Source organism: Halogranum roseipondis (assembly GCF_059695585.1).
In genome coordinates this window covers 2,302,257-2,317,902 of the sequence record NZ_CM185235.1, presented here as the reverse complement: position 1 = coordinate 2,317,902, position 15,646 = coordinate 2,302,257, and the positions used below count along the sequence as shown (strand labels likewise).

The 15,646-nt window shown below is 64.9% G+C and carries 27 protein-coding genes; all 27 read right to left on the bottom strand.

The window, feature by feature from the left end; translation table 11 throughout:
* Positions 1 to 63: 63 nt before the first annotated feature.
* The gene (locus EOHIBHHM_RS12120) at positions 64 to 264 is read right to left on the bottom strand and encodes a DUF7511 domain-containing protein (RefSeq protein ID WP_497250900.1); all 201 of its coding nucleotides are present in this window, start codon (positions 262 to 264) and stop codon (positions 64 to 66) included.
* A gap of 253 nt (positions 265 to 517) precedes the next feature.
* Positions 518 to 715, bottom strand: coding sequence for a SymE family type I addiction module toxin (locus EOHIBHHM_RS12115; protein WP_497250898.1), 198 nt, complete (start codon positions 713 to 715; stop codon positions 518 to 520).
* 215 nt (positions 716 to 930) lie between these two features.
* Positions 931 to 2,403: a preprotein translocase subunit SecY gene (secY, locus tag EOHIBHHM_RS12110; protein WP_497250896.1), complete on the bottom strand. Its 1,473-nt coding sequence runs from the start codon at positions 2,401 to 2,403 to the stop codon at positions 931 to 933.
* 191 nt (positions 2,404 to 2,594) lie between these two features.
* Entirely contained in the window at positions 2,595 to 3,086 is a 492-nt protein-coding gene (locus EOHIBHHM_RS12105; protein WP_497250894.1) for an uL15m family ribosomal protein, read from the bottom strand.
* Positions 3,086 to 3,550, bottom strand: coding sequence for a 50S ribosomal protein L30 (locus EOHIBHHM_RS12100; protein ID WP_497250892.1), 465 nt, complete (start codon positions 3,548 to 3,550; stop codon positions 3,086 to 3,088). Before EOHIBHHM_RS12100 ends, EOHIBHHM_RS12105 begins: the two co-directional genes overlap by 1 nt.
* Complete coding sequence (locus EOHIBHHM_RS12095; RefSeq protein ID WP_497250890.1) at positions 3,547 to 4,200, bottom strand: 30S ribosomal protein S5; 654 nt, start codon at positions 4,198 to 4,200, stop codon at positions 3,547 to 3,549. Before EOHIBHHM_RS12095 ends, EOHIBHHM_RS12100 begins: the two co-directional genes overlap by 4 nt.
* Positions 4,197 to 4,751: a 50S ribosomal protein L18 gene (locus tag EOHIBHHM_RS12090; protein WP_497250888.1), complete on the bottom strand. Its 555-nt coding sequence runs from the start codon at positions 4,749 to 4,751 to the stop codon at positions 4,197 to 4,199. The genes EOHIBHHM_RS12095 and EOHIBHHM_RS12090 overlap by 4 nt, the downstream gene beginning before the upstream one ends.
* A complete protein-coding gene (locus EOHIBHHM_RS12085; protein WP_089820831.1) occupies positions 4,752 to 5,213 on the bottom strand; it encodes a 50S ribosomal protein L19e in 462 nt (153 codons plus the stop codon).
* Entirely contained in the window at positions 5,210 to 5,923 is a 714-nt protein-coding gene (locus EOHIBHHM_RS12080; RefSeq protein ID WP_497250886.1) for a 50S ribosomal protein L32e, read from the bottom strand. Before EOHIBHHM_RS12080 ends, EOHIBHHM_RS12085 begins: the two co-directional genes overlap by 4 nt.
* Entirely contained in the window at positions 5,924 to 6,460 is a 537-nt protein-coding gene (locus EOHIBHHM_RS12075) for a 50S ribosomal protein L6 (RefSeq protein ID WP_497250884.1), read from the bottom strand.
* A 1-nt stretch (position 6,461) separates the two neighbouring features.
* On the bottom strand, positions 6,462 to 6,854 hold the full coding sequence (locus EOHIBHHM_RS12070; RefSeq protein ID WP_089820828.1) for a 30S ribosomal protein S8: 393 nt from the start codon (positions 6,852 to 6,854) through the stop codon (positions 6,462 to 6,464).
* Positions 6,855 to 6,856: 2 nt separating this feature from the next.
* Positions 6,857 to 7,033 (bottom strand): 30S ribosomal protein S14, encoded by a 177-nt coding sequence (locus EOHIBHHM_RS12065; RefSeq protein WP_089820827.1) that lies wholly within the window; start codon positions 7,031 to 7,033, stop codon positions 6,857 to 6,859.
* Positions 7,030 to 7,554 (bottom strand): 50S ribosomal protein L5, encoded by a 525-nt coding sequence (locus EOHIBHHM_RS12060; protein WP_497250881.1) that lies wholly within the window; start codon positions 7,552 to 7,554, stop codon positions 7,030 to 7,032. The genes EOHIBHHM_RS12065 and EOHIBHHM_RS12060 overlap by 4 nt, the downstream gene beginning before the upstream one ends.
* Complete coding sequence (locus tag EOHIBHHM_RS12055) at positions 7,551 to 8,282, bottom strand: 30S ribosomal protein S4e (protein ID WP_497250879.1); 732 nt, start codon at positions 8,280 to 8,282, stop codon at positions 7,551 to 7,553. The genes EOHIBHHM_RS12060 and EOHIBHHM_RS12055 overlap by 4 nt, the downstream gene beginning before the upstream one ends.
* Positions 8,279 to 8,635, bottom strand: a complete 357-nt coding sequence (gene rplX / locus EOHIBHHM_RS12050) for a 50S ribosomal protein L24 (RefSeq protein WP_497250877.1) — start codon at positions 8,633 to 8,635, stop codon at positions 8,279 to 8,281. Before rplX ends, EOHIBHHM_RS12055 begins: the two co-directional genes overlap by 4 nt.
* Position 8,636: 1 nt before the next feature.
* A complete protein-coding gene (locus tag EOHIBHHM_RS12045; protein WP_497250875.1) occupies positions 8,637 to 9,035 on the bottom strand; it encodes a 50S ribosomal protein L14 in 399 nt (132 codons plus the stop codon).
* Complete coding sequence (locus tag EOHIBHHM_RS12040) at positions 9,035 to 9,457, bottom strand: 30S ribosomal protein S17 (RefSeq protein ID WP_497250873.1); 423 nt, start codon at positions 9,455 to 9,457, stop codon at positions 9,035 to 9,037. Before EOHIBHHM_RS12040 ends, EOHIBHHM_RS12045 begins: the two co-directional genes overlap by 1 nt.
* Positions 9,448 to 9,978 carry a ribonuclease P protein component 1 gene (locus tag EOHIBHHM_RS12035; protein WP_497250871.1) on the bottom strand — a complete coding sequence of 177 codons (531 nt, stop codon included), beginning with the start codon at positions 9,976 to 9,978 and terminating at the stop codon, positions 9,448 to 9,450. The genes EOHIBHHM_RS12040 and EOHIBHHM_RS12035 overlap by 10 nt, the downstream gene beginning before the upstream one ends.
* A 3-nt stretch (positions 9,979 to 9,981) precedes the next feature.
* A complete protein-coding gene (rpmC, locus tag EOHIBHHM_RS12030; protein WP_497250869.1) occupies positions 9,982 to 10,188 on the bottom strand; it encodes a 50S ribosomal protein L29 in 207 nt (68 codons plus the stop codon).
* The gene (locus EOHIBHHM_RS12025) at positions 10,188 to 11,126 is read right to left on the bottom strand and encodes a 30S ribosomal protein S3 (protein WP_497250867.1); all 939 of its coding nucleotides are present in this window, start codon (positions 11,124 to 11,126) and stop codon (positions 10,188 to 10,190) included. Before EOHIBHHM_RS12025 ends, rpmC begins: the two co-directional genes overlap by 1 nt.
* On the bottom strand, positions 11,127 to 11,585 hold the full coding sequence (locus EOHIBHHM_RS12020; RefSeq protein ID WP_497250865.1) for a 50S ribosomal protein L22: 459 nt from the start codon (positions 11,583 to 11,585) through the stop codon (positions 11,127 to 11,129). It lies immediately after the preceding gene.
* 3 nt (positions 11,586 to 11,588) lie between these two features.
* Entirely contained in the window at positions 11,589 to 12,011 is a 423-nt protein-coding gene (locus EOHIBHHM_RS12015; RefSeq protein ID WP_089820817.1) for a 30S ribosomal protein S19, read from the bottom strand.
* Positions 12,011 to 12,742 (bottom strand): 50S ribosomal protein L2, encoded by a 732-nt coding sequence (locus EOHIBHHM_RS12010; RefSeq protein WP_497250863.1) that lies wholly within the window; start codon positions 12,740 to 12,742, stop codon positions 12,011 to 12,013. Before EOHIBHHM_RS12010 ends, EOHIBHHM_RS12015 begins: the two co-directional genes overlap by 1 nt.
* Before the next feature lie 3 nt (positions 12,743 to 12,745).
* Positions 12,746 to 12,997: a 50S ribosomal protein L23 gene (locus tag EOHIBHHM_RS12005; protein WP_089820815.1), complete on the bottom strand. Its 252-nt coding sequence runs from the start codon at positions 12,995 to 12,997 to the stop codon at positions 12,746 to 12,748.
* A complete protein-coding gene (gene rpl4p / locus EOHIBHHM_RS12000) occupies positions 12,994 to 13,740 on the bottom strand; it encodes a 50S ribosomal protein L4 (protein WP_497250861.1) in 747 nt (248 codons plus the stop codon). The genes EOHIBHHM_RS12005 and rpl4p overlap by 4 nt, the downstream gene beginning before the upstream one ends.
* Positions 13,741 to 13,743: 3 nt before the next feature.
* A complete protein-coding gene (locus EOHIBHHM_RS11995) occupies positions 13,744 to 14,760 on the bottom strand; it encodes a 50S ribosomal protein L3 (protein ID WP_497250859.1) in 1,017 nt (338 codons plus the stop codon).
* A 4-nt stretch (positions 14,761 to 14,764) separates the two neighbouring features.
* A complete protein-coding gene (locus tag EOHIBHHM_RS11990; protein ID WP_497250857.1) occupies positions 14,765 to 15,613 on the bottom strand; it encodes a putative RNA uridine N3 methyltransferase in 849 nt (282 codons plus the stop codon).
* Positions 15,614 to 15,646 lie beyond the last annotated feature (33 nt).

The following is a 15,646-nucleotide window of genomic DNA, read 5'->3' as shown; positions in this document are numbered from 1 at the left end:
CGTCCGAGTCACCACTCGGCGGCCGACGGGATCGCATGCAGAAAACGGATCGAGGTGGAGAGACTACTGGATCGAGTCGAGTGCGACGGTGTGCGGATAGTCCATCGTGATCCACCGAACCGTCAGGTCCTCTTCGGAGGCCCCCTCGAAGATGGTCACCTCTGTGGGATCCTCCTCGTCGTCGTAGAGGTAGGTCAGCTCGAACTCGGGGAGTTCGTCGAGCACGGCACCGTCGGTCGAGTTTGGAGGTTCGATAGCGCTCATCGTAGACCACGTGTTCGGTGTGGGCAGTGAACGGACGGAGGACAGAAGCGACACGTGGGACGGTCTGCCCGTCACGTCAACGTCGGAACCTGTCGTGACACGGGTAGCCCACTGCCCGCGTGCCGTCCTGCCGTCTCCAGCCGTCACGTCAATCACCCTATCTGTTTATCTGTCTCCACAGTATAAAAAGGTATGGCATGTCATGACACGGGGAGAGTCGAGCCGATTGTCCGGCCGTCCACGAAGCGGAGCCTCAAAACTGGTGTTCGAGGACCAGTTTCGAGGCCTTCTGGACGATGATCTTCCCGTCGCGGACGCGGACGAACACCTGCTCGCCGACGTCCAACCCCGCGACGGTGAGTTCGTCGGAGTGGAGGTTGAGCGTGACGTTGCGGTATTCACCGTCGCCGTCCTTCGACCCGGTCGGAGAGAGCGTCTTACGTCTGACCATCGGATTGTCCCGCACTACGGTCCCGAGCGGAGGTCTGTTACGGTCTGTGCCGTGCTGGCCGTACCGTTCCGCCTCGTTTCCGTGTCGGTTACTCGTGGGCAGACCGGCTACTGTCTATAGTGTTCCGCTTGACTCGACAAAAGCAGGTACGGACGACACAGACCTACCGGTACTCTCCGATTCGAGACGAGAAAACGAACCCCCGTCGAACGCGGTTAGTTGCCGCCGCCGAACATCTGGCGCATCATCGGGTGCATCTCCATCAGCTGCTCTTCTGCGATCTCCTCGTACAGTTTGTACGTGATAGAGACCGTCAGCAGCAGCCCCGTTCCGGAGACCGCACCGATGGTGCCGAGCATGTTCGCTGCCACGGCGAGGATCCCGACGAGCGCGCCGCCGATGACAGTCACCTGTGGGATGTATCGCTCCATCACTTTCTCGATGACCTGCGGGTTGCGGCGGAAGCCGGGGATCTGCATCCCGGAGTTCTGGATCTGCTGGGCGGTGGCCTCCGGCCCCATGCCGGTCGTCTCGACCCAGAAGATCGCGAAGATGGCGCCGCCGATGACCATGAACGTCAGGTCGATCCCGACGCGGATGAGCACCTGCCACGCCTCGGCGGTCGTCTGGGCGGTCCACCACATCCAGTCACCGGGCGACTGGATCGGTGCGAAGTAGTAGAACAGCCCGCCGGTGGGCTGTCCCTGCGCGTTGTAGCTCCCGAGCCACGTGGGCATGTTCTCCAGTTGGCTCGCGAGGATGCGGCCGAGGAACTGGATGTTCGCCTGCAGCGCGCGGACGAGGATCATCGGCAGGACGGACGCGTAGATGAGCTTCACCGGGAAGCGACCGCGCGCGCCCTTCACCCGAGCGTGACTGAGCGGGATCTCTACCCGCACCGACTCGGCGTAGACGACGACGGCGAAGATGAGCACCGTCGTGATGAGCGCGAGCAGTTGACCCGGCCCCATGAACAGCGCCTGGATCCCCTCGGCGGTGAGCAGCGACGGCATGTCGACGTCGCCGGTGACGATGCCGAACCACGTCGGGAAGAACCCCGAGACGTTGCCCAGCCCCTGCCAGGCGAACAGCCCGGCGACGAGCTGCTGGCTCACGCCGGCGATGATGAACAGCCCGATACCGGAGCCGACGCCCCACTTGCTCACGATCTCGTCCATGAACAGGATGAGGATGCCGCCCACCGCGATCTGCGCGAAGATGAGCGACTCAACGCCGAGCATTCCGCCGGGGAACGTCTGCGCGAGCTGTTGGCTCGCCGGCAGGAAGTCGCTGGCGAACACCATCGGGATCCCCGTCAGACAGATCATCACGACCACCAGCACCTTCTGGAGACCCTGATAGAGGATCTGGTCGCGGGGGTCGTTGGTGTCGAGTCCCAAGAGGTCGGCCCCGCCGAGCAGCTGGAGGACGATGCTCGCCGTGACGATCGGTCCGATCCCCAACTGGAGGATCGACCCTTGCGACCCGGCGAGGATCGATCGGAAGTTGCCGTAGAAGTCACCGCTGACGTTACCGAGTCCGAACAGGGTGACGTTCGTCAGGAAGAAATACAGTACCAAGATACCCGCTGTCCAGCCGAGTTTCCGTCGGAAGGGTACGTGACCTTCCGGACGGGCAACTGACGGCATACGCGTCAGCACTGGTTCAGCGGCTTCTTTCCATCCCATATACGGACATACTCTACACCGTGGTTTGTAGGTGCTTCGCTTTAGCCCCTTTTGGAGTGTACAGAACTGATCTGTCGCTCAGTGAGAAATAAAACCCGACAGCGCCCCCCGGCGGCTGGAGACCGCTGGCGCTGGCCAGTTGTCGAAAAATCGAGAAGTGTGCGAAACGGTAGCGTTCGGCGTGCGACGAGTTACTCGTCGGCTTCGGCGTCTTCGGCGTCAGCCTCGTCGGCCTCTTCCTCGGCGCGCTCCGAGAGGTCGGCGCTACCGCCGGCCTCTTCGATGAGTTCGACCGCGCCCGCGGTGAACGCATCGGCGACGACGTGCAGTTCCTGACGGACCTGCCCGCTGCCGAGCACCTTCACGGCGTCGGCGTCGTAGCCGTCCTCGACGACGTCGCGCGCGTCGATGTGGTAGGCGTCGCCGTCCTTCTCGGCGAGACCGTCTGCGGCGAGCAGCGCGGCGTCCTCGTCGAGCTTCTGGACGGTGACCTCGAGGACAGTCGTCTGGGCGTCCTCGGGACGCTTGAAGCCGTACTTGCCGAGCGGTTCGTAGTTGTGGAACTCGTGCTTGGCGCGACCCGCGCGGCCACGGCCACCGCGGTGACCGGCACCACGCCGGTTCTTGTGGGTACCGCCGCCGTGCGTGCGGGAGCCACGCTGGCGTCGTTTCTTGTTCGTCATTATCGCATCGCCTCCAGGAGGTCGTCGATCTGCTCGTCGTCGTGCTTGCCGAGCTGACCACCTTCCTTCGTCGGATGCTTGATGCCGTCGTGGCCACCGCGCGGCGGGTGGAGACGGAGCACCGGGGAGAGACCCTGCTCTCTCAGCGTGGTCTCTTCCTCGACGAGCGCCTCGGCGAGTGCGCCGAAGTCGTCGTAGTCGGTGTTCTCCGAGAGCCACTCGGCGTCGACGTCTTCCTTGCCCTGGAACGGTTCCGCGCGCTTCTGCAGGAGCGTCTCGACGACGTCGACGCTGGGTTCGCCGTAGGCGACCCAGTCGTTGACCTTCGTCACCATCCCACGGTACGTGTCCGTCCACGGGACGAGCGTACAGTGGTTGACGCGGTGGAGGTTGAGCATGCCGAGCGTGTCGCGCACGTCGGAACTCTGGTCGATCTCACCGCGGAGCTGGACGACCGCTTTCATCGGTCGCTCACCTCACGCTGCTTCTCGCGAGCGCGACGGGGCGTCCGCGACTGCGAGGCGTTCTGCAGTGCGTTGTAGGTCGCCTTCGCGAGGTTGACCGTCGTCCGGGTGTTGCCGTCGGACTTCGTCCAGGCGTCCTGCACGCCGGCGAGTTCGAGGATCTTCCGGACGGTCTCTGCGGCCGCGAGCCCCAGCCCCATCGGGGCGGGGATGATCTCGACGGTGACCGAGCCGGCTTTCCCCTTCGCCTTCCGCGTCAGCGAGTGGGTGCCGCCGGGACGGTCCTCCCACGAGCCCGAGCCGCGGTCGACCTTGATGATGTTCAGCTTCGCCACTTCGATGGCCTTCTGGATGGCGCCACCGACCTGGTCGTCGCGGGCCTCGGCGTAGCCGAGATAGCCGTCGCGGTCACCGACTGCGCAGACGCAGCGGAACTTGACGCGGCGGCCGGAGTCGGTCATGCGCTGGACCATGTTGATGTCGAGCACCTCGTCGTCCAGTCCACCGAGGAGCTGGTCGACGATCTCCGGCTCCTTCAGCGGGAGACCGGATTCGAGTGCCTGGTCCATCGAGCTGATGTCACCGTTCTGTACCTTGCGGCCGAGTCGTGTCCGCGGCTCCCAGCCGTCGTTGTTGTTTCGTCTGCTCATGCGTCCTCCTGAAGTCGCTCGAGCACGTCGTCGAAGTGCCCGGGCAGTTCAGTGGCGTCGAACTCCCCGCTGTAGAGCGGCTCGTCGAGCTGCTCGGCGTACTCGGCGATGTGCTCGCCGCGGTTACGCGACCAGTCTGCGAGTACGCTCTCGTTGTGCGGGATCTCGAGCCCTGCGTCGATTGCTCCTTCCTGTACTGCGAACACCTTGTTGCCGGGCGTCGCCGTGTTCAGACCGATGTCGAGGACCGCCTCCTCGAGTCCAGCGTCCAGCGCGCGCTTGCCGGCGAGATACCCCGTCAGGTACGCACTCGGGAGATTGCCCGTCGGGGCCTCCCAACCGTACTCTGCGAGGTCTTCGCTGGAAGCGGCGGCGTGGATCTCGTCACCCTGCGGTCCGGGAGTAGCCAGCTGCGCCCTGACGTGCTTGTTGCTCACGCGAGCGACAAGGCGGGGCTTGCCCGATTTCAACAGGCGCAACCTCTGGTGGTAATCCGTCCGGACCTCACGGCGGCGCCGCATCGGCACCTTGTATCGTGGTCCAGTTGCCATTTAGTTGTCCTCCAGTTCGATGTCGTAGTTGTTCTGGATGAACGCCTCGAGACGGTCGACGCTGTCGAACTCGCCACCGCTCGCCTTGTTGTAAAGCGTGCGGTACTGCGTCCGGTTCAGCGGACCGTCGTCGCGGAGTTCCTTCAGCCGGCGTCGCTGTGCGCGAATCCGGCTGACCCATTCGTCCTTCGAGTCACGCCGACCGCCCTTCTTCCCTTTGCGGGAGCCCGGGCCCTTGCGGTGGCCGTACGCACGCTTGTCTGCGCGCTCACGAGCGCGGCCGCGAGAGTTGCCTTTCGCGTCCTTGGCACGGATGGTGCCCTGCTCGATGAGTTCGCGGATGTCCTCGCGCGTGATGGCGTCGGCGATCTCGCCCTGTGCTTCGGGGTCGAACCAGACGCGGCTCTTGCCGACGTCGAGTTCGTCCGCGGCGAGTCGCTTCTGTGCTCTCAGGTTGCTCATTCCTCGACCTCCACTTCGACGTAGGTCGGGTTGAGGACGCGGATCTCGCGGTCCTCGGCGACCTCCTCGATGCGCTCGCGCTTGCGAGCGCCGACCTTGCTGGCGATGCGGACGGCCTGGGTGTCACCGTCGACGCCCTCGAGGTCGTCCACGTTGTTGACGTAGACCTCCTCGAAGCCGCTCGGGTGCAGCCCACGGGCACGTTTCGGCGTGCGGTAGCCGGCCTCGACCATCGGGCCCTTGCCCTTGATTCCACGGCGCTGCTTCGAGAGGTTGCCGCGGGGCTTGCGCCACGAGGTGGGGGTGCGCTTCTTCTTGTGGTAGTCCTGCCGGTTGAACTGCGGCATGCCCTCGCGGTGCTTCTGTGCGAGCGCGCGGGCCGTGTCCGCGTCCAGTTCGGGCGTCTTGTCGGCGTAGCCGCGCGGGCGCAGCTCCGTCTCGACGTCCTCTTCCGGCTCTTCTTCTTCGGCTTCGGTCTCGTCTTCGACCTCTGCCTCGGTCTCTTCTTCCTCTTTGACCTCGAGGCCACCGACGTCGGCCTTGATACGAGCGGCGAGGGCGTTACCGATACCTTCGACCTCGGCCAGCTCCGACTGGCTCGCGGCCTTCACGTCCTCGACGGACTCGTAACCGGCCTCACGCAGTGCCTCGGCCTTCGAGGGACCGACACCGCTGATGTCTTCGAGTTCCTGAATGTCGTCTTCAGCCATCTAGGCACCTCCTGCGGTGGGCTTCTCTACGATGTAGACGCCGTCTTGGAAGACACGAGTGTCCTTGTCCGAGACGCGCGTCAGCTGTTCAATGTCGGCGGCTGTCTGCCCAACGTCCTCCTTGTTGGGACCGGAGAGCGAGATCTCCTCGCCGTCGACCTGTACTTGTGTGTCGCCGCGAATCTGTGCGCGTCGCGGCGCCTTCTCGCCGAGGAAGTTCGAGATGACGACTTCGTCGCCCTCGACTTTGACCTGCATCGGGAAGTGAGCGTAGAAGACTTCCATCTTGTACTCCCATCCGTCGGTGACGCCGTGAACCATGTTCTTGACGTGGCTCTCGAACGTACCGATGGTGGAGTTCGTCTTCGCGTTCTCCTCGTCGGAGGCGACGACGACGTGGTCGTCTTCGACGCTCACGGAGACCGACGGATACCAGAGGCGTCGCGTGACGCTTCCGTTCGGTCCCTCCACGGTCAGGTCGAGATGGTCGACCTCGGCCGAGACGTCTTCTGGGATTTCGATTTCGACTCGACTCATGTTAGTAGACGTATGCGATGACTTGGCCACCGATGCCCTGTTCTCGGGCGTCGTAGTGGCTCATGACGCCGTGGCTCGTCGTGACGATGAGCGTCCCGTAGTCACGGGCGGGGAGGAACCGCTTCTCCCACTTCTCGAACTCGTCTGCGCCCGCGGAGTAGCGGGGCTTGACGGCGCCACATTCGTTGATCGCGCCTTTCAGTTCGACCTCGAACCGACCGGACTTGCCGTCGTCGACGAACTCGAAGCCGTCGACGTACCCGCGGTCGTAGAAGACCTCGAGGACGGAGCCGATCATGTTCGAGGCGGGCTCAACCGTGTGCGACAGATGCCCAACACTCTCGGCGTTGTTCACACCGGAGAGGGCGTTGCTGAGGGGGTCGTTGCCTGCCATTGTTATCGATACTTCTTGAAGCCCATGCTGCGGGCGACCTCGCGGAAGCACTGCCGACACAGGTTGATGTCGTACTTGCCGACGAGGCCCTGCTTTCGGCCACATCGACGACACTCGTTCTGCTGGCCCGTGCGACGCGTCGCGTGCTCGCCCGTGGCTTCACTTTCGCTTTCGCTCATTCTGAGACCTCCACGTCGAACGTCTGTTCGAGGAACGCCGCTGCGTCCTCGGGTGTCAGGCGGTGGCTCGACGGGATCGAGCGCGCCACCTTGTCACGCTTCGTGATGCGGTAGCCGGGGCGGACCATGTTGACCGTGACGTCCAGCCCGTAGATACCGATCTGCGGGTCGTACTCCTGGCTCGGGAAGTCGGTGTGCTCCTCGACGCCGAAACTGAAGTTGCCGTTGTCGTCGAACTGCGACGTCTGCAGGTCGGTGAGCGGCAGCGCCGTCTCGAGGAACTCGTGGGCCGCCTCGCCGCGAAGGGTGACCTTCGCGCCGACGGGCGTCCCGCGGCGGACACCGAAGTCCTGTCCCGCGCGACCGGACTGCGTCCGGACGCTCTGTTGGCCGGTGATCGCTTCGAGGATCTCCTCGGCCTGCGCGAGCGTGCGACCACCCTCGCCGACGCCCATGTGGACGACGACCTTCTCGACGCGCGGCTGGCGCATCTCGTGGAACTCGCCTTCGCTCTCGCTCATTCGTCATCACCCGTCGTGGTGACGGCCTCGTCGTCGTCGCCGGTGAAGTTCTCGTCGATGACGACGACGTAGTCTTCGACCGTCTCGAACTCGCCGTCGTCGGTCTCGACGCGGACGGTGTTCGGACCGCTGCCGGGCGTGACGGTGATCTCGGCGAGCGTGCCGATCTCGCCGGCGTGGCTGCCGGCGACGGCGGTGACGAGCGCACCCTCCTCGTAGGCGAAGTGCGCGACGATCTCCTTGGACTCGTTGTCGACGACGATCGAGTCGTTGGTGCCGTACTCGCTGCCCTCGTCGACGCGGACGTTCGTTCCGTCGTGGAGCTGCAGCTGGAAGGCACCGCCGGAGACCTGCCGCTTGCCGGCGATCTTGCCGAGTCGGCTCGACGCCGAGTCGGCGTCGACGGGGGTGAGCGCGAGACGGCCACCCTCGTCGGGGAAGACGCGGTAGTACTCCTCACGCTGCGTGAACGCTAGGATGTCGAACATCCCGATGGGGCGGCGGTGGTCGACGGACGTCTCCCCGTTGACCAGCACCGTCCCCTCGTTCAGCGCGTAGCGCGCTTCTTTCACGGAGTCGACGTAGCCGAGCACGTCGCGCAGGATGATGACGAGCGGGACGCCCGCCTCACCGTGCGGTCCGGCACCGGCTTTGATCGTGAACGTCGATTCCTTTCGCTCGATCGGCCAAGAGTTCGGAACCGAGAGTCGCTTCTGGTGGTTACTCATTCGTTACCCTCCTCGAGACGCGCCTCCCGGCGGTCGTCCTCCAGGTCGAGTTCGACGACTCGAACGTTCGAGGCGTCGAGCGGCCGCGGCGTCTCCTCGCCGTCGGCCTTCGCGACGGTGACGTCCTCGACGTGGATGACCTCGTCTGCGAGGTCGACCTTGAGGACTTCACCTTCCGTCCCGGCGTAGTCGCCGCGGAGCACCTCGACGGTGTCGCCGGCGTTGACCCGGACGTTTCGCTGGCCGTACTCCTCGCGGAGGTCACCGGACAGCGTCGCGCGAACCTGCTTCTGCCGCTCGTGGAGCGGGGCGTCTCGCTTCTGGGTTCGCTGTTTGTGTGGTTGGCGGCTCATACTATACGATCATCGTTGCCGTGCTGGCGATGCTCCCGAAGCGTTCGGCGACTTCACGCGCGACGGGACCCTTGATCTCGGTCCCGCGAGGCTCTTCCATCTCGTCGATGATGACGGCGGCGTTGTCCTCGAACTTCAGGCGCGTTCCGTCGGGTCGCCGGATGGGTTTGCGCTGTCGGACCACGACGGCCTCCAGCACCTGACGCCGCATCTCCGGCGTCCCCTTGGTGACCGAGACGGTCACCTTGTCGGCGATCCCCGCTTTGGGGTGTCGATTCTTCGTTCCGGAGTAGCCCGAGACGCTGATAACCTTCAGCTGGCGGGCTCCGGTGTTGTCTGCACACGTGATGAGGGAGCCTTTCTCCAGGCCCTGCGTGACGTCGGCCTTCAGTGCCTCCATCAGGCATCACCCTCCGAGGCGCCGGTGACACCCTCCGCGACGTCGCTCGACGTGTCCTCTTTGGACTCGTCGGCGTGGGCGGTGTCACTCGGGACGCCGTCCGTGGCAGCTAGTTTCTCGACGACCACGTGTGACTTCGTCTTCGACAGTGGTCGGGTCTCTGCGATACGAACCGTGTCGCCTTCCTGAAGCTCCATGCACGGGGGTGCGTGGGCCGGAACGCGACTACGCCGCTTCATGTAGCGGTCGTACTTGGGAACGCGAACGTCGTATTCGCGTTCGATAACGACGGTTTTGTCCATGTCTGTGGAGGCAACGGTGCCCTCGAGCGTCTGACCGCGCACGGAAAGTGAGCCGTGGAACGGACAGTTCGCGTCGGAGCATGCTTCCTCCGGTTCTGGTACGTTCAATCCTAACGCCATTTCGAATCACCTGCGTTCTCGGTGCGGTGGGCGGGTCGTGAGAGCAGTCGTGCGCCATCCACCGTAACGTAGACCACGTCCTCGCAGTCACCGGGCGGAGACGAACGTCGTCCGTCTCCGTCCGGCGAGCCCGTCCGGGTCGAATCAGACTGACCGGGGAACCCCCCGGCAGTTTCCGACTCCCGTTTGAACGTGGACCCTGGGGCCTTGCGGCGGCGTCGAGCGATCGACGACTCGTCGAGCGATCGACGAGTCCCAGCGGCTTCATCTGTGCACTGATCCGGCGACGGATACACTCCGTCGGCGAACTCCGGCTCACCCGCGGTGAGCGCGAATTCGAGGGTCACCCCTCGCTTCGGCACCTGACGTACCCGAGTCCCGTCGTCGATATGCAGCGTCTGCATGGTCTCGACGACGACACGGCCGGCGATCCCGACGAGGTCGGGGTTCGCGGCGTCGACGACCCGCACCGAAAGGCCGTTGAGTTCGTGTCGTGTGAGGGTCTCGGGTGTCAGTGCCATGTGTTACTCGTGGTCGCCTTCTTCGTGCTGGATCGTCTTGATCCGCGCGATCGTCTTCTTGAGTTCCTTGACGCGACCGGGGTTCTCCGGCGCGCCACCCGCGGCCTGGACGGCCTTGGTGTTGAGCAGTTCGGTCTCGAGCTCTTCGAGCTCGGCCTCACGCTCTGCGGCCGTCATGTCGCGGATCTCGTCGTTGTAGAGGATCGCCATCAGTTATCCTCCTCCTCGTCTTCGTCTGCTTCCATCTCGGCGACGAGGTCGGCTGCTTCCTGTTCGACCTCCTCGTCGAGTTCGTCGAGCTCTTCTTCGACGTCGAGGTCCTGGTCGTCTTCCTCGTCGACGTCGCCGGTGGCGACCGGCTCCTCGCCGGTCTCCTCGACGACCTCTTCGACGACCTCCTCGTCGATGGCTTCCTCGGGTTCCTCGACGGCGTCCTCGTCGGGCACCTCGTCGGCGTCTTCGCCGACGTCCGGAACCTTCTCGTCTTCGGGCTCGTCGAGGAGTCCCTCGACGCCCTCGGTCTCTGCGACCTGTTCGACGGCCTCGACCTCGGCGTCCTCCGCGATGGCGAAGTCGTCGGGCAGTCGCGCGCCCGGCGGGATGATCTTCACCGTGACGCCGATGGTACCGAGCTTCATCACGGCGACGCCCTGACCCTCGTCGACGACCTCCTGGGCGGGTTCACCGTTGTGTTTGATGTAGCCACGGTTGAACTTCTCGATACGCGAGCGGGCACCGGTGACCTTCCCCGCGAGGACGATCTCGGCGCCGAGTGCGCCCGCGTCCATGATGCGGTCGATGGTCGTGTGACCCGCTTTGCGGAAGTACCAGCCACGCTCGAGCGCGTTGGCCAGTCGGTCCGCGACGATGCGCGCGTTGAGGTCCGGCTCGTCGACTTCCTGCACGTCGATCTGTGGGTCGTCGAGGTCGAACCGCTCCTGCAGTTCGCGCGTGATCTTGCGGATGTTCTTTCCGCCCTTGCCGATCACCATACCGGGCTTCTCGGCCTTCAGGACGATCTGTGTCCCCATCGGGGTCTTGGCGACGTCCATGCCGCCGTAGCCCGCTCGCCCGAGTTCGTCCGCGAAGAACTCGTCGATCTGGGACTTCTGGAGTCCGTCTTCGATGAATTGGTGTTCGTCTGCCATTTATTCGGCCTCCTCGATGATGAGTTCGACGTCACAGATCGGCGTGTTCCACGGGTCTGCACGCCCCATCGCGCGGGGCTTGCGACCCATCCGCTCGCCGGTCTTGTGTGCTGCGACGTGCATGATCTCCATCGACTCGCCGTCGAAGCCCTGCTCAGTGGCGTTGTTCTTGACGTTCTCGAGCAGTTTGAGGAAGTCCTTGCTGGCCTTGTTCGGGTAGCGACCCGCGTCCCAGCCGTCGATGTCGGAACGGTGGCCGACGCCGGTGTTGTGCTGCTTGAACGGGACGGAGCGCTCCTCGTTGATGACCGCATCGAGGTACTCCTCAGCCTCGGCGACGGTCATCCCCTTGATCTGGCGGGCGATGGCCTTGCTGTGCTTGATACTGATGGGCCGATCTCGGAGCATACCTTTGGCCGTGGTCTCCGGGTCGGCCTCGACGCTGTAGTTGATACCCATGGCTTACTTGAGTGGCACGAACTTCGAGGACCGGGTCGCGCCGATGCCGGCCTGGCCGTGGGTGACCGAACTCCGCGTGAGCTGGAACTCGCCGAGGTAGTGACCGATCATCTCGGGCTGGACCTTGACGCGTTCGAACTCCTGGCCGGTGTAGACGGCGAAGGTCAGTCCGACGAAGGAGGGGAGGATCGGCATGTCACGCAGGTGCGTGCGCACCGGATCGTTCGCCGTCTCCTCCTCGCTCTTGTCGCGGACCTTCTCGAGCAGCTTCTCGTGCTCGACGCCGAGTCCTCGTTTGATAGTTCGCCGCTGACGTGCGGGGAGCAGTTCTGCGACCTCGTCAAGCTCCATCTCCTGCAGCTCGTCGAGCGTGTGACCGCGGTAGGTGAACTCACCTTCACGGCCGGTTCGGTATTCCGAGCTCATTATTTGTTCCCTGCCTTACCGCCGCGACCGGTGCGCTTCGATGCGATGTCACCGACCTTGCGGCCTGGGGGTGCGTTTCGCGAGACGGACTTCGGCTTGCCGGGGTGCTGGCGGCCGCCGCCACCGAACGGGTGGTCGACGGCGTTCATCGCCACACCACGGACGCGAGGCCACTTCGTCCCGCGGGCCTTCATCTTGTGATGCTTGTTTCCTGCCTTGACGAACGGCTTCTCCGTGCGGCCACCGCCGGCGACCACACCGATGGTCGCGCGGCAGTCGGGGTTGAGCCGCTTGACCTCGCCGCTCGGCAGCTTGACGACCGCGACGCTGCGGTCGTGGCTGAGCAGCTGTGCGGAGACGCCCGACGACCGGGCGAACTTGCCGCCGTCACCGGGCTGACGCTCCACGTTACAGACCGGGACCCCTTCCGGGATCTCCGAGAGCGGGAGCGTGTTGCCGGGTTTGATCTCTGCTGTGACACCGACCTGGATGGTCTCGCCGACGGTGACACCCTCGGGGACGAGGATGAGCCGCTGGTCGCCGTCGTCGAACTCGACGGCGGCGACGGGCGCGCTCCGGGCGGGGTCGTGCTCGATGTCGACGACCGTACCGGAGACGGTGTCCGATTCTTCGGACTTCTTGTGCGACAGTTCGGCCTTGTAGCGGTGCGACGGAGCCCGGAAGGTGGGTCCACCGCGACCACGACGCTGGCCCTGAATGCGACGTCCCATAGATTAGAACACCCCGATTCGCGAGGCGACTTCCTGTGCGTCGTCGTCCTCGCCCAGCGTGACGATTGCTTTCTTCTTCCCCTTCGGGGTGACCTGCGTGTTGACCTTCTGGATGGTCACCTCGTAGCGGGATTCGATCTCCTCGACGATCTCGCCCTTTGTCGCGTCGATGTGGACGATGAACTGGAGCTTGTTGTCGAAGTCCATCTGGTTCATCGCCTTCTCGGTGACGAGGGGGTGCTCGATGACGCTCATCGGTCGGCCACCTCCTCGAGTGCGCTCTCGGTGAAGATCGTCAGGCGACCGGCGTGCGTACCGGGCGCGAGGTCCTCCGCGCTGACGTTCTCCGCCGTGGCGACGTCGGCACCGGCGAGGTTGCGCGCCGCGCGCGACGGTTCCTCGCTGGTGACGAAGAGGATCGACTTGGGTCGCTTGTACTTGCGACCACGCGTCTTCCCGCGGCCGGCCTTGACCTTCTTGTTCTCGTCGGAGCGCTCGATGTCGGCGTAGACGCCGAGCGTCTCGAGCAGCTCGACGACTTCCTGCGTCTTCAGCAGGTCCTCGAAGTCGTCGGAGACGACGAGCGGCAGTTCGAGGTCGTCGTCGAACTGATGACCGCGCTCGCTGACCAGTTCGGGGTTCGCCGTGGCGGCGATAGCCGAGCGGACCGCGAGTTTGCGCTCCTTGTCGTTGATCTTCTTGCCCAGTTCCTTCTCGACCTTCGGCGGGTGTGCTTTGCGCCCGCTGACTGCGTGCGGGACGCGTCGGGCGACGCCGTTCTCGCGTGGGTCGTGCGACATCCCGCGGCCGCTTCCCAGCGACTCGGCGGGGGTACGCAGCCCGGCGAACTCGTCTGCGCCGTAGGCCTGTTTCCGGTTTGCCTGCGCGGCGAGGACGGCGCGCTTGATGAGGTCCGGACGGTAGTGCGTCTCGAAGACCTCCGGCAGTTCAAGCGTGCCGGCGTCGTCGCCGTTCAGGTCACGAATTGTTGCCTGCATAGTTTATCCCTGGTTCGATGCGGTTGAAACGTAGCGCACCTCGGGGTCGAGGCGCGGTTGGTCGTTCGGTCGGACCGCCGGGCGGAAGCGGATGAGCCGCTTGTTCGGACCCGGCAGCGACCCCTTGATGAGCGCGTAGTTGCCGTCGACTTCGCCGTAGTTGACGAAGCCGCCGTCGACGCTCGCGTCGGAGCCCTCGCCGACGTCGATGAGACGCTTGTTGAGTTCCGTCCGCTGGTGGTAGCCCATCTGCCCCTGCTGCGGAACGGTCGAGCGAACGCGGCTCGGGTTCCACGGGCCGAGGTTACCGATGCGACGCCGCCATCCCTGACGGGCGTGCTTCCCTTTCCGCTTCTGGACGCCCCAGCGCTTGACGGGACCCTGCGTCCCCTTCCCCTTCGTGACACCGCTCACGTCGAGGTACTCGCCGGGACGGAACACGTCCTCCATGGAGTGTTCGCCGCCGTCCTCGAGGAGTTCGAGCGCGAAGTCCGCGCGCTCCTCGAGGGAGCCGCCACCGACGCGTGTCTCCATCACGTCGGGCTTCTTCTTCGGGACGTTCTTGAGCGCACTCGGGACGGTGTGGGTGATCATCCGCACGTCGTCGACCGTTCCGTCGTCGAGGAGTGCGCGCAGTTCGTCTGCGTCCTCGTCGAAGGTACTCTCCGCCGGCAGGTCGAGGGTCCGGTCGAGTTCCTCGTGGAACTCGGCCGTCCATACCTCGGTCACCGGCTTCTTTCCGTACGCCGTGTCTTTGTAGGCTCGCAGAGCGACCGCCCGCATCGGGGGCGTCTCGACGACCGTGACGGGAACCGACTCCTCCATCCCCTCGCGCGGGGAGTTGGACTCGTCGTTCACCATCACGACGTGGGTCATACCGGCCTTGTAACCGGCGAAGCCCTGCAACGCAGGCGAGCCCTCGTCGTCCGGCCAAGACCGGATACGAGGGACTTCACTCGCCGCGCGCTTGCGCGGGCCGAAGCCCATCGAGCCTTTTCGTGGTCTGCTTGGTTGTGGCATTGTTTCACTCCGTGAGTGTCAGGCAGGCGAGTGAGGCGAACATCGCTTCCTCCGTCCGCACCACCTCGCTGCCCTGTCGCGGAATCGTATTCAGCCAGAGGTCGAACCCGGTGTCGGGTCCGACGCTCGCCCCGCCGATACTGGCGGGGAGGTCCTCGACGTCGACGTCGAGGATGTCTGGAAGCCCTCGTCCGGGGGATCCGAAGACGACGGTCGTTCCGTCGTCGAGACGGCCGACGAGCGACGACAGCCGCGAGACGGAGAGTTCCTCTCCGTGCCGCGACGTCGCGATGCGGACGCCGGCGTCGTCCCGGGCGAGTACTTCCTCGAGGTCCATGCGTTCGACGACGTAGCCCGGTGGGGCGACGTCGACGATCCGCGCACGGACCGGCTCTCGCGAAGAGATCCTGACGGTGACGCGCTCTCCCTCGGCCACCTCCATTCCGTCGGGGGTGATGAGGGAGATCGGGTGTTGCATTCCGCAATTGACCCGGACGCGGCCTTCAGGTCCGACCTCGGTCACGATTCCCTGTGTTAACGACCCCGAATCGTCCGATCCGGAGCCGGTCTGTGGGGAGACGCGCAGGGGCGGGAGTACACCGACGTACTCGAGTTCGTCGCGGACGTCCCAGACCTCCTGACGGAGGTAGGGGGGCGTCACGGCGTACTCGAGTACGGTGGTGACGAACTCACCACCCCAGCGTTCCTCGCCTTCCCGGTCGGGGAAGACGACGAGTCTGTCCGCCCGGAACACCGTCGCCGCACGGGCGACGTAGCCGAGCTTGCGAGTTGCCTCGCGTTTGTCCTCGGCCTCCCGGACGAGCGAGGACGGCACGCAGACGGTCTGTGTCATGGCCGTCCTTTGGCGTCTCGCCACTAGACTGTA

Coding starts and splice junctions, on each gene's coding strand:
- rpl4p (WP_497250861.1), bottom strand. CDS start 13,740: ATGCAGGCAACAATTCGTGACCTGAACGGCGACGACGCCGGCACGCTT.
- EOHIBHHM_RS12120 (WP_497250900.1), bottom strand. CDS start 264: ATGAGCGCTATCGAACCTCCAAACTCGACCGACGGTGCCGTGCTCGAC.
- EOHIBHHM_RS12115 (WP_497250898.1), bottom strand. CDS start 715: ATGGTCAGACGTAAGACGCTCTCTCCGACCGGGTCGAAGGACGGCGAC.
- EOHIBHHM_RS12005 (WP_089820815.1), bottom strand. CDS start 12,997: ATGAGCGTCATCGAGCACCCCCTCGTCACCGAGAAGGCGATGAACCAG.
- EOHIBHHM_RS12070 (WP_089820828.1), bottom strand. CDS start 6,854: ATGGCAGGCAACGACCCCCTCAGCAACGCCCTCTCCGGTGTGAACAAC.
- EOHIBHHM_RS12080 (WP_497250886.1), bottom strand. CDS start 5,923: ATGGCTGAAGACGACATTCAGGAACTCGAAGACATCAGCGGTGTCGGT.
- EOHIBHHM_RS12020 (WP_497250865.1), bottom strand. CDS start 11,585: ATGGGTATCAACTACAGCGTCGAGGCCGACCCGGAGACCACGGCCAAA.
- EOHIBHHM_RS12035 (WP_497250871.1), bottom strand. CDS start 9,978: ATGGCACTGACACCCGAGACCCTCACACGACACGAACTCAACGGCCTT.
- EOHIBHHM_RS12090 (WP_497250888.1), bottom strand. CDS start 4,751: ATGGCAACTGGACCACGATACAAGGTGCCGATGCGGCGCCGCCGTGAG.
- rpmC (WP_497250869.1), bottom strand. CDS start 10,188: ATGGCGATCCTCTACAACGACGAGATCCGCGACATGACGGCCGCAGAG.
- EOHIBHHM_RS12015 (WP_089820817.1), bottom strand. CDS start 12,011: ATGAGCTCGGAATACCGAACCGGCCGTGAAGGTGAGTTCACCTACCGC.
- EOHIBHHM_RS12065 (WP_089820827.1), bottom strand. CDS start 7,033: ATGAGCGAAAGCGAAAGTGAAGCCACGGGCGAGCACGCGACGCGTCGC.
- EOHIBHHM_RS12105 (WP_497250894.1), bottom strand. CDS start 3,086: ATGACGAACAAGAAACGACGCCAGCGTGGCTCCCGCACGCACGGCGGC.
- EOHIBHHM_RS12075 (WP_497250884.1), bottom strand. CDS start 6,460: ATGAGTCGAGTCGAAATCGAAATCCCAGAAGACGTCTCGGCCGAGGTC.
- EOHIBHHM_RS12025 (WP_497250867.1), bottom strand. CDS start 11,126: ATGGCAGACGAACACCAATTCATCGAAGACGGACTCCAGAAGTCCCAG.
- EOHIBHHM_RS12060 (WP_497250881.1), bottom strand. CDS start 7,554: ATGAGCGAGAGCGAAGGCGAGTTCCACGAGATGCGCCAGCCGCGCGTC.
- secY (WP_497250896.1), bottom strand. CDS start 2,403: ATGGGATGGAAAGAAGCCGCTGAACCAGTGCTGACGCGTATGCCGTCA.
- EOHIBHHM_RS12085 (WP_089820831.1), bottom strand. CDS start 5,213: ATGAGCAACCTGAGAGCACAGAAGCGACTCGCCGCGGACGAACTCGAC.
- EOHIBHHM_RS12055 (WP_497250879.1), bottom strand. CDS start 8,282: ATGAGTAACCACCAGAAGCGACTCTCGGTTCCGAACTCTTGGCCGATC.
- EOHIBHHM_RS12040 (WP_497250873.1), bottom strand. CDS start 9,457: ATGGCGTTAGGATTGAACGTACCAGAACCGGAGGAAGCATGCTCCGAC.
- EOHIBHHM_RS12100 (WP_497250892.1), bottom strand. CDS start 3,550: ATGAAAGCGGTCGTCCAGCTCCGCGGTGAGATCGACCAGAGTTCCGAC.
- EOHIBHHM_RS12010 (WP_497250863.1), bottom strand. CDS start 12,742: ATGGGACGTCGCATTCAGGGCCAGCGTCGTGGTCGCGGTGGACCCACC.
- EOHIBHHM_RS11990 (WP_497250857.1), bottom strand. CDS start 15,613: ATGACACAGACCGTCTGCGTGCCGTCCTCGCTCGTCCGGGAGGCCGAG.
- EOHIBHHM_RS11995 (WP_497250859.1), bottom strand. CDS start 14,760: ATGCCACAACCAAGCAGACCACGAAAAGGCTCGATGGGCTTCGGCCCG.
- EOHIBHHM_RS12095 (WP_497250890.1), bottom strand. CDS start 4,200: ATGAGCAGACGAAACAACAACGACGGCTGGGAGCCGCGGACACGACTC.
- EOHIBHHM_RS12045 (WP_497250875.1), bottom strand. CDS start 9,035: ATGGAGGCACTGAAGGCCGACGTCACGCAGGGCCTGGAGAAAGGCTCC.
- rplX (WP_497250877.1), bottom strand. CDS start 8,635: ATGAGCCGCCAACCACACAAACAGCGAACCCAGAAGCGAGACGCCCCG.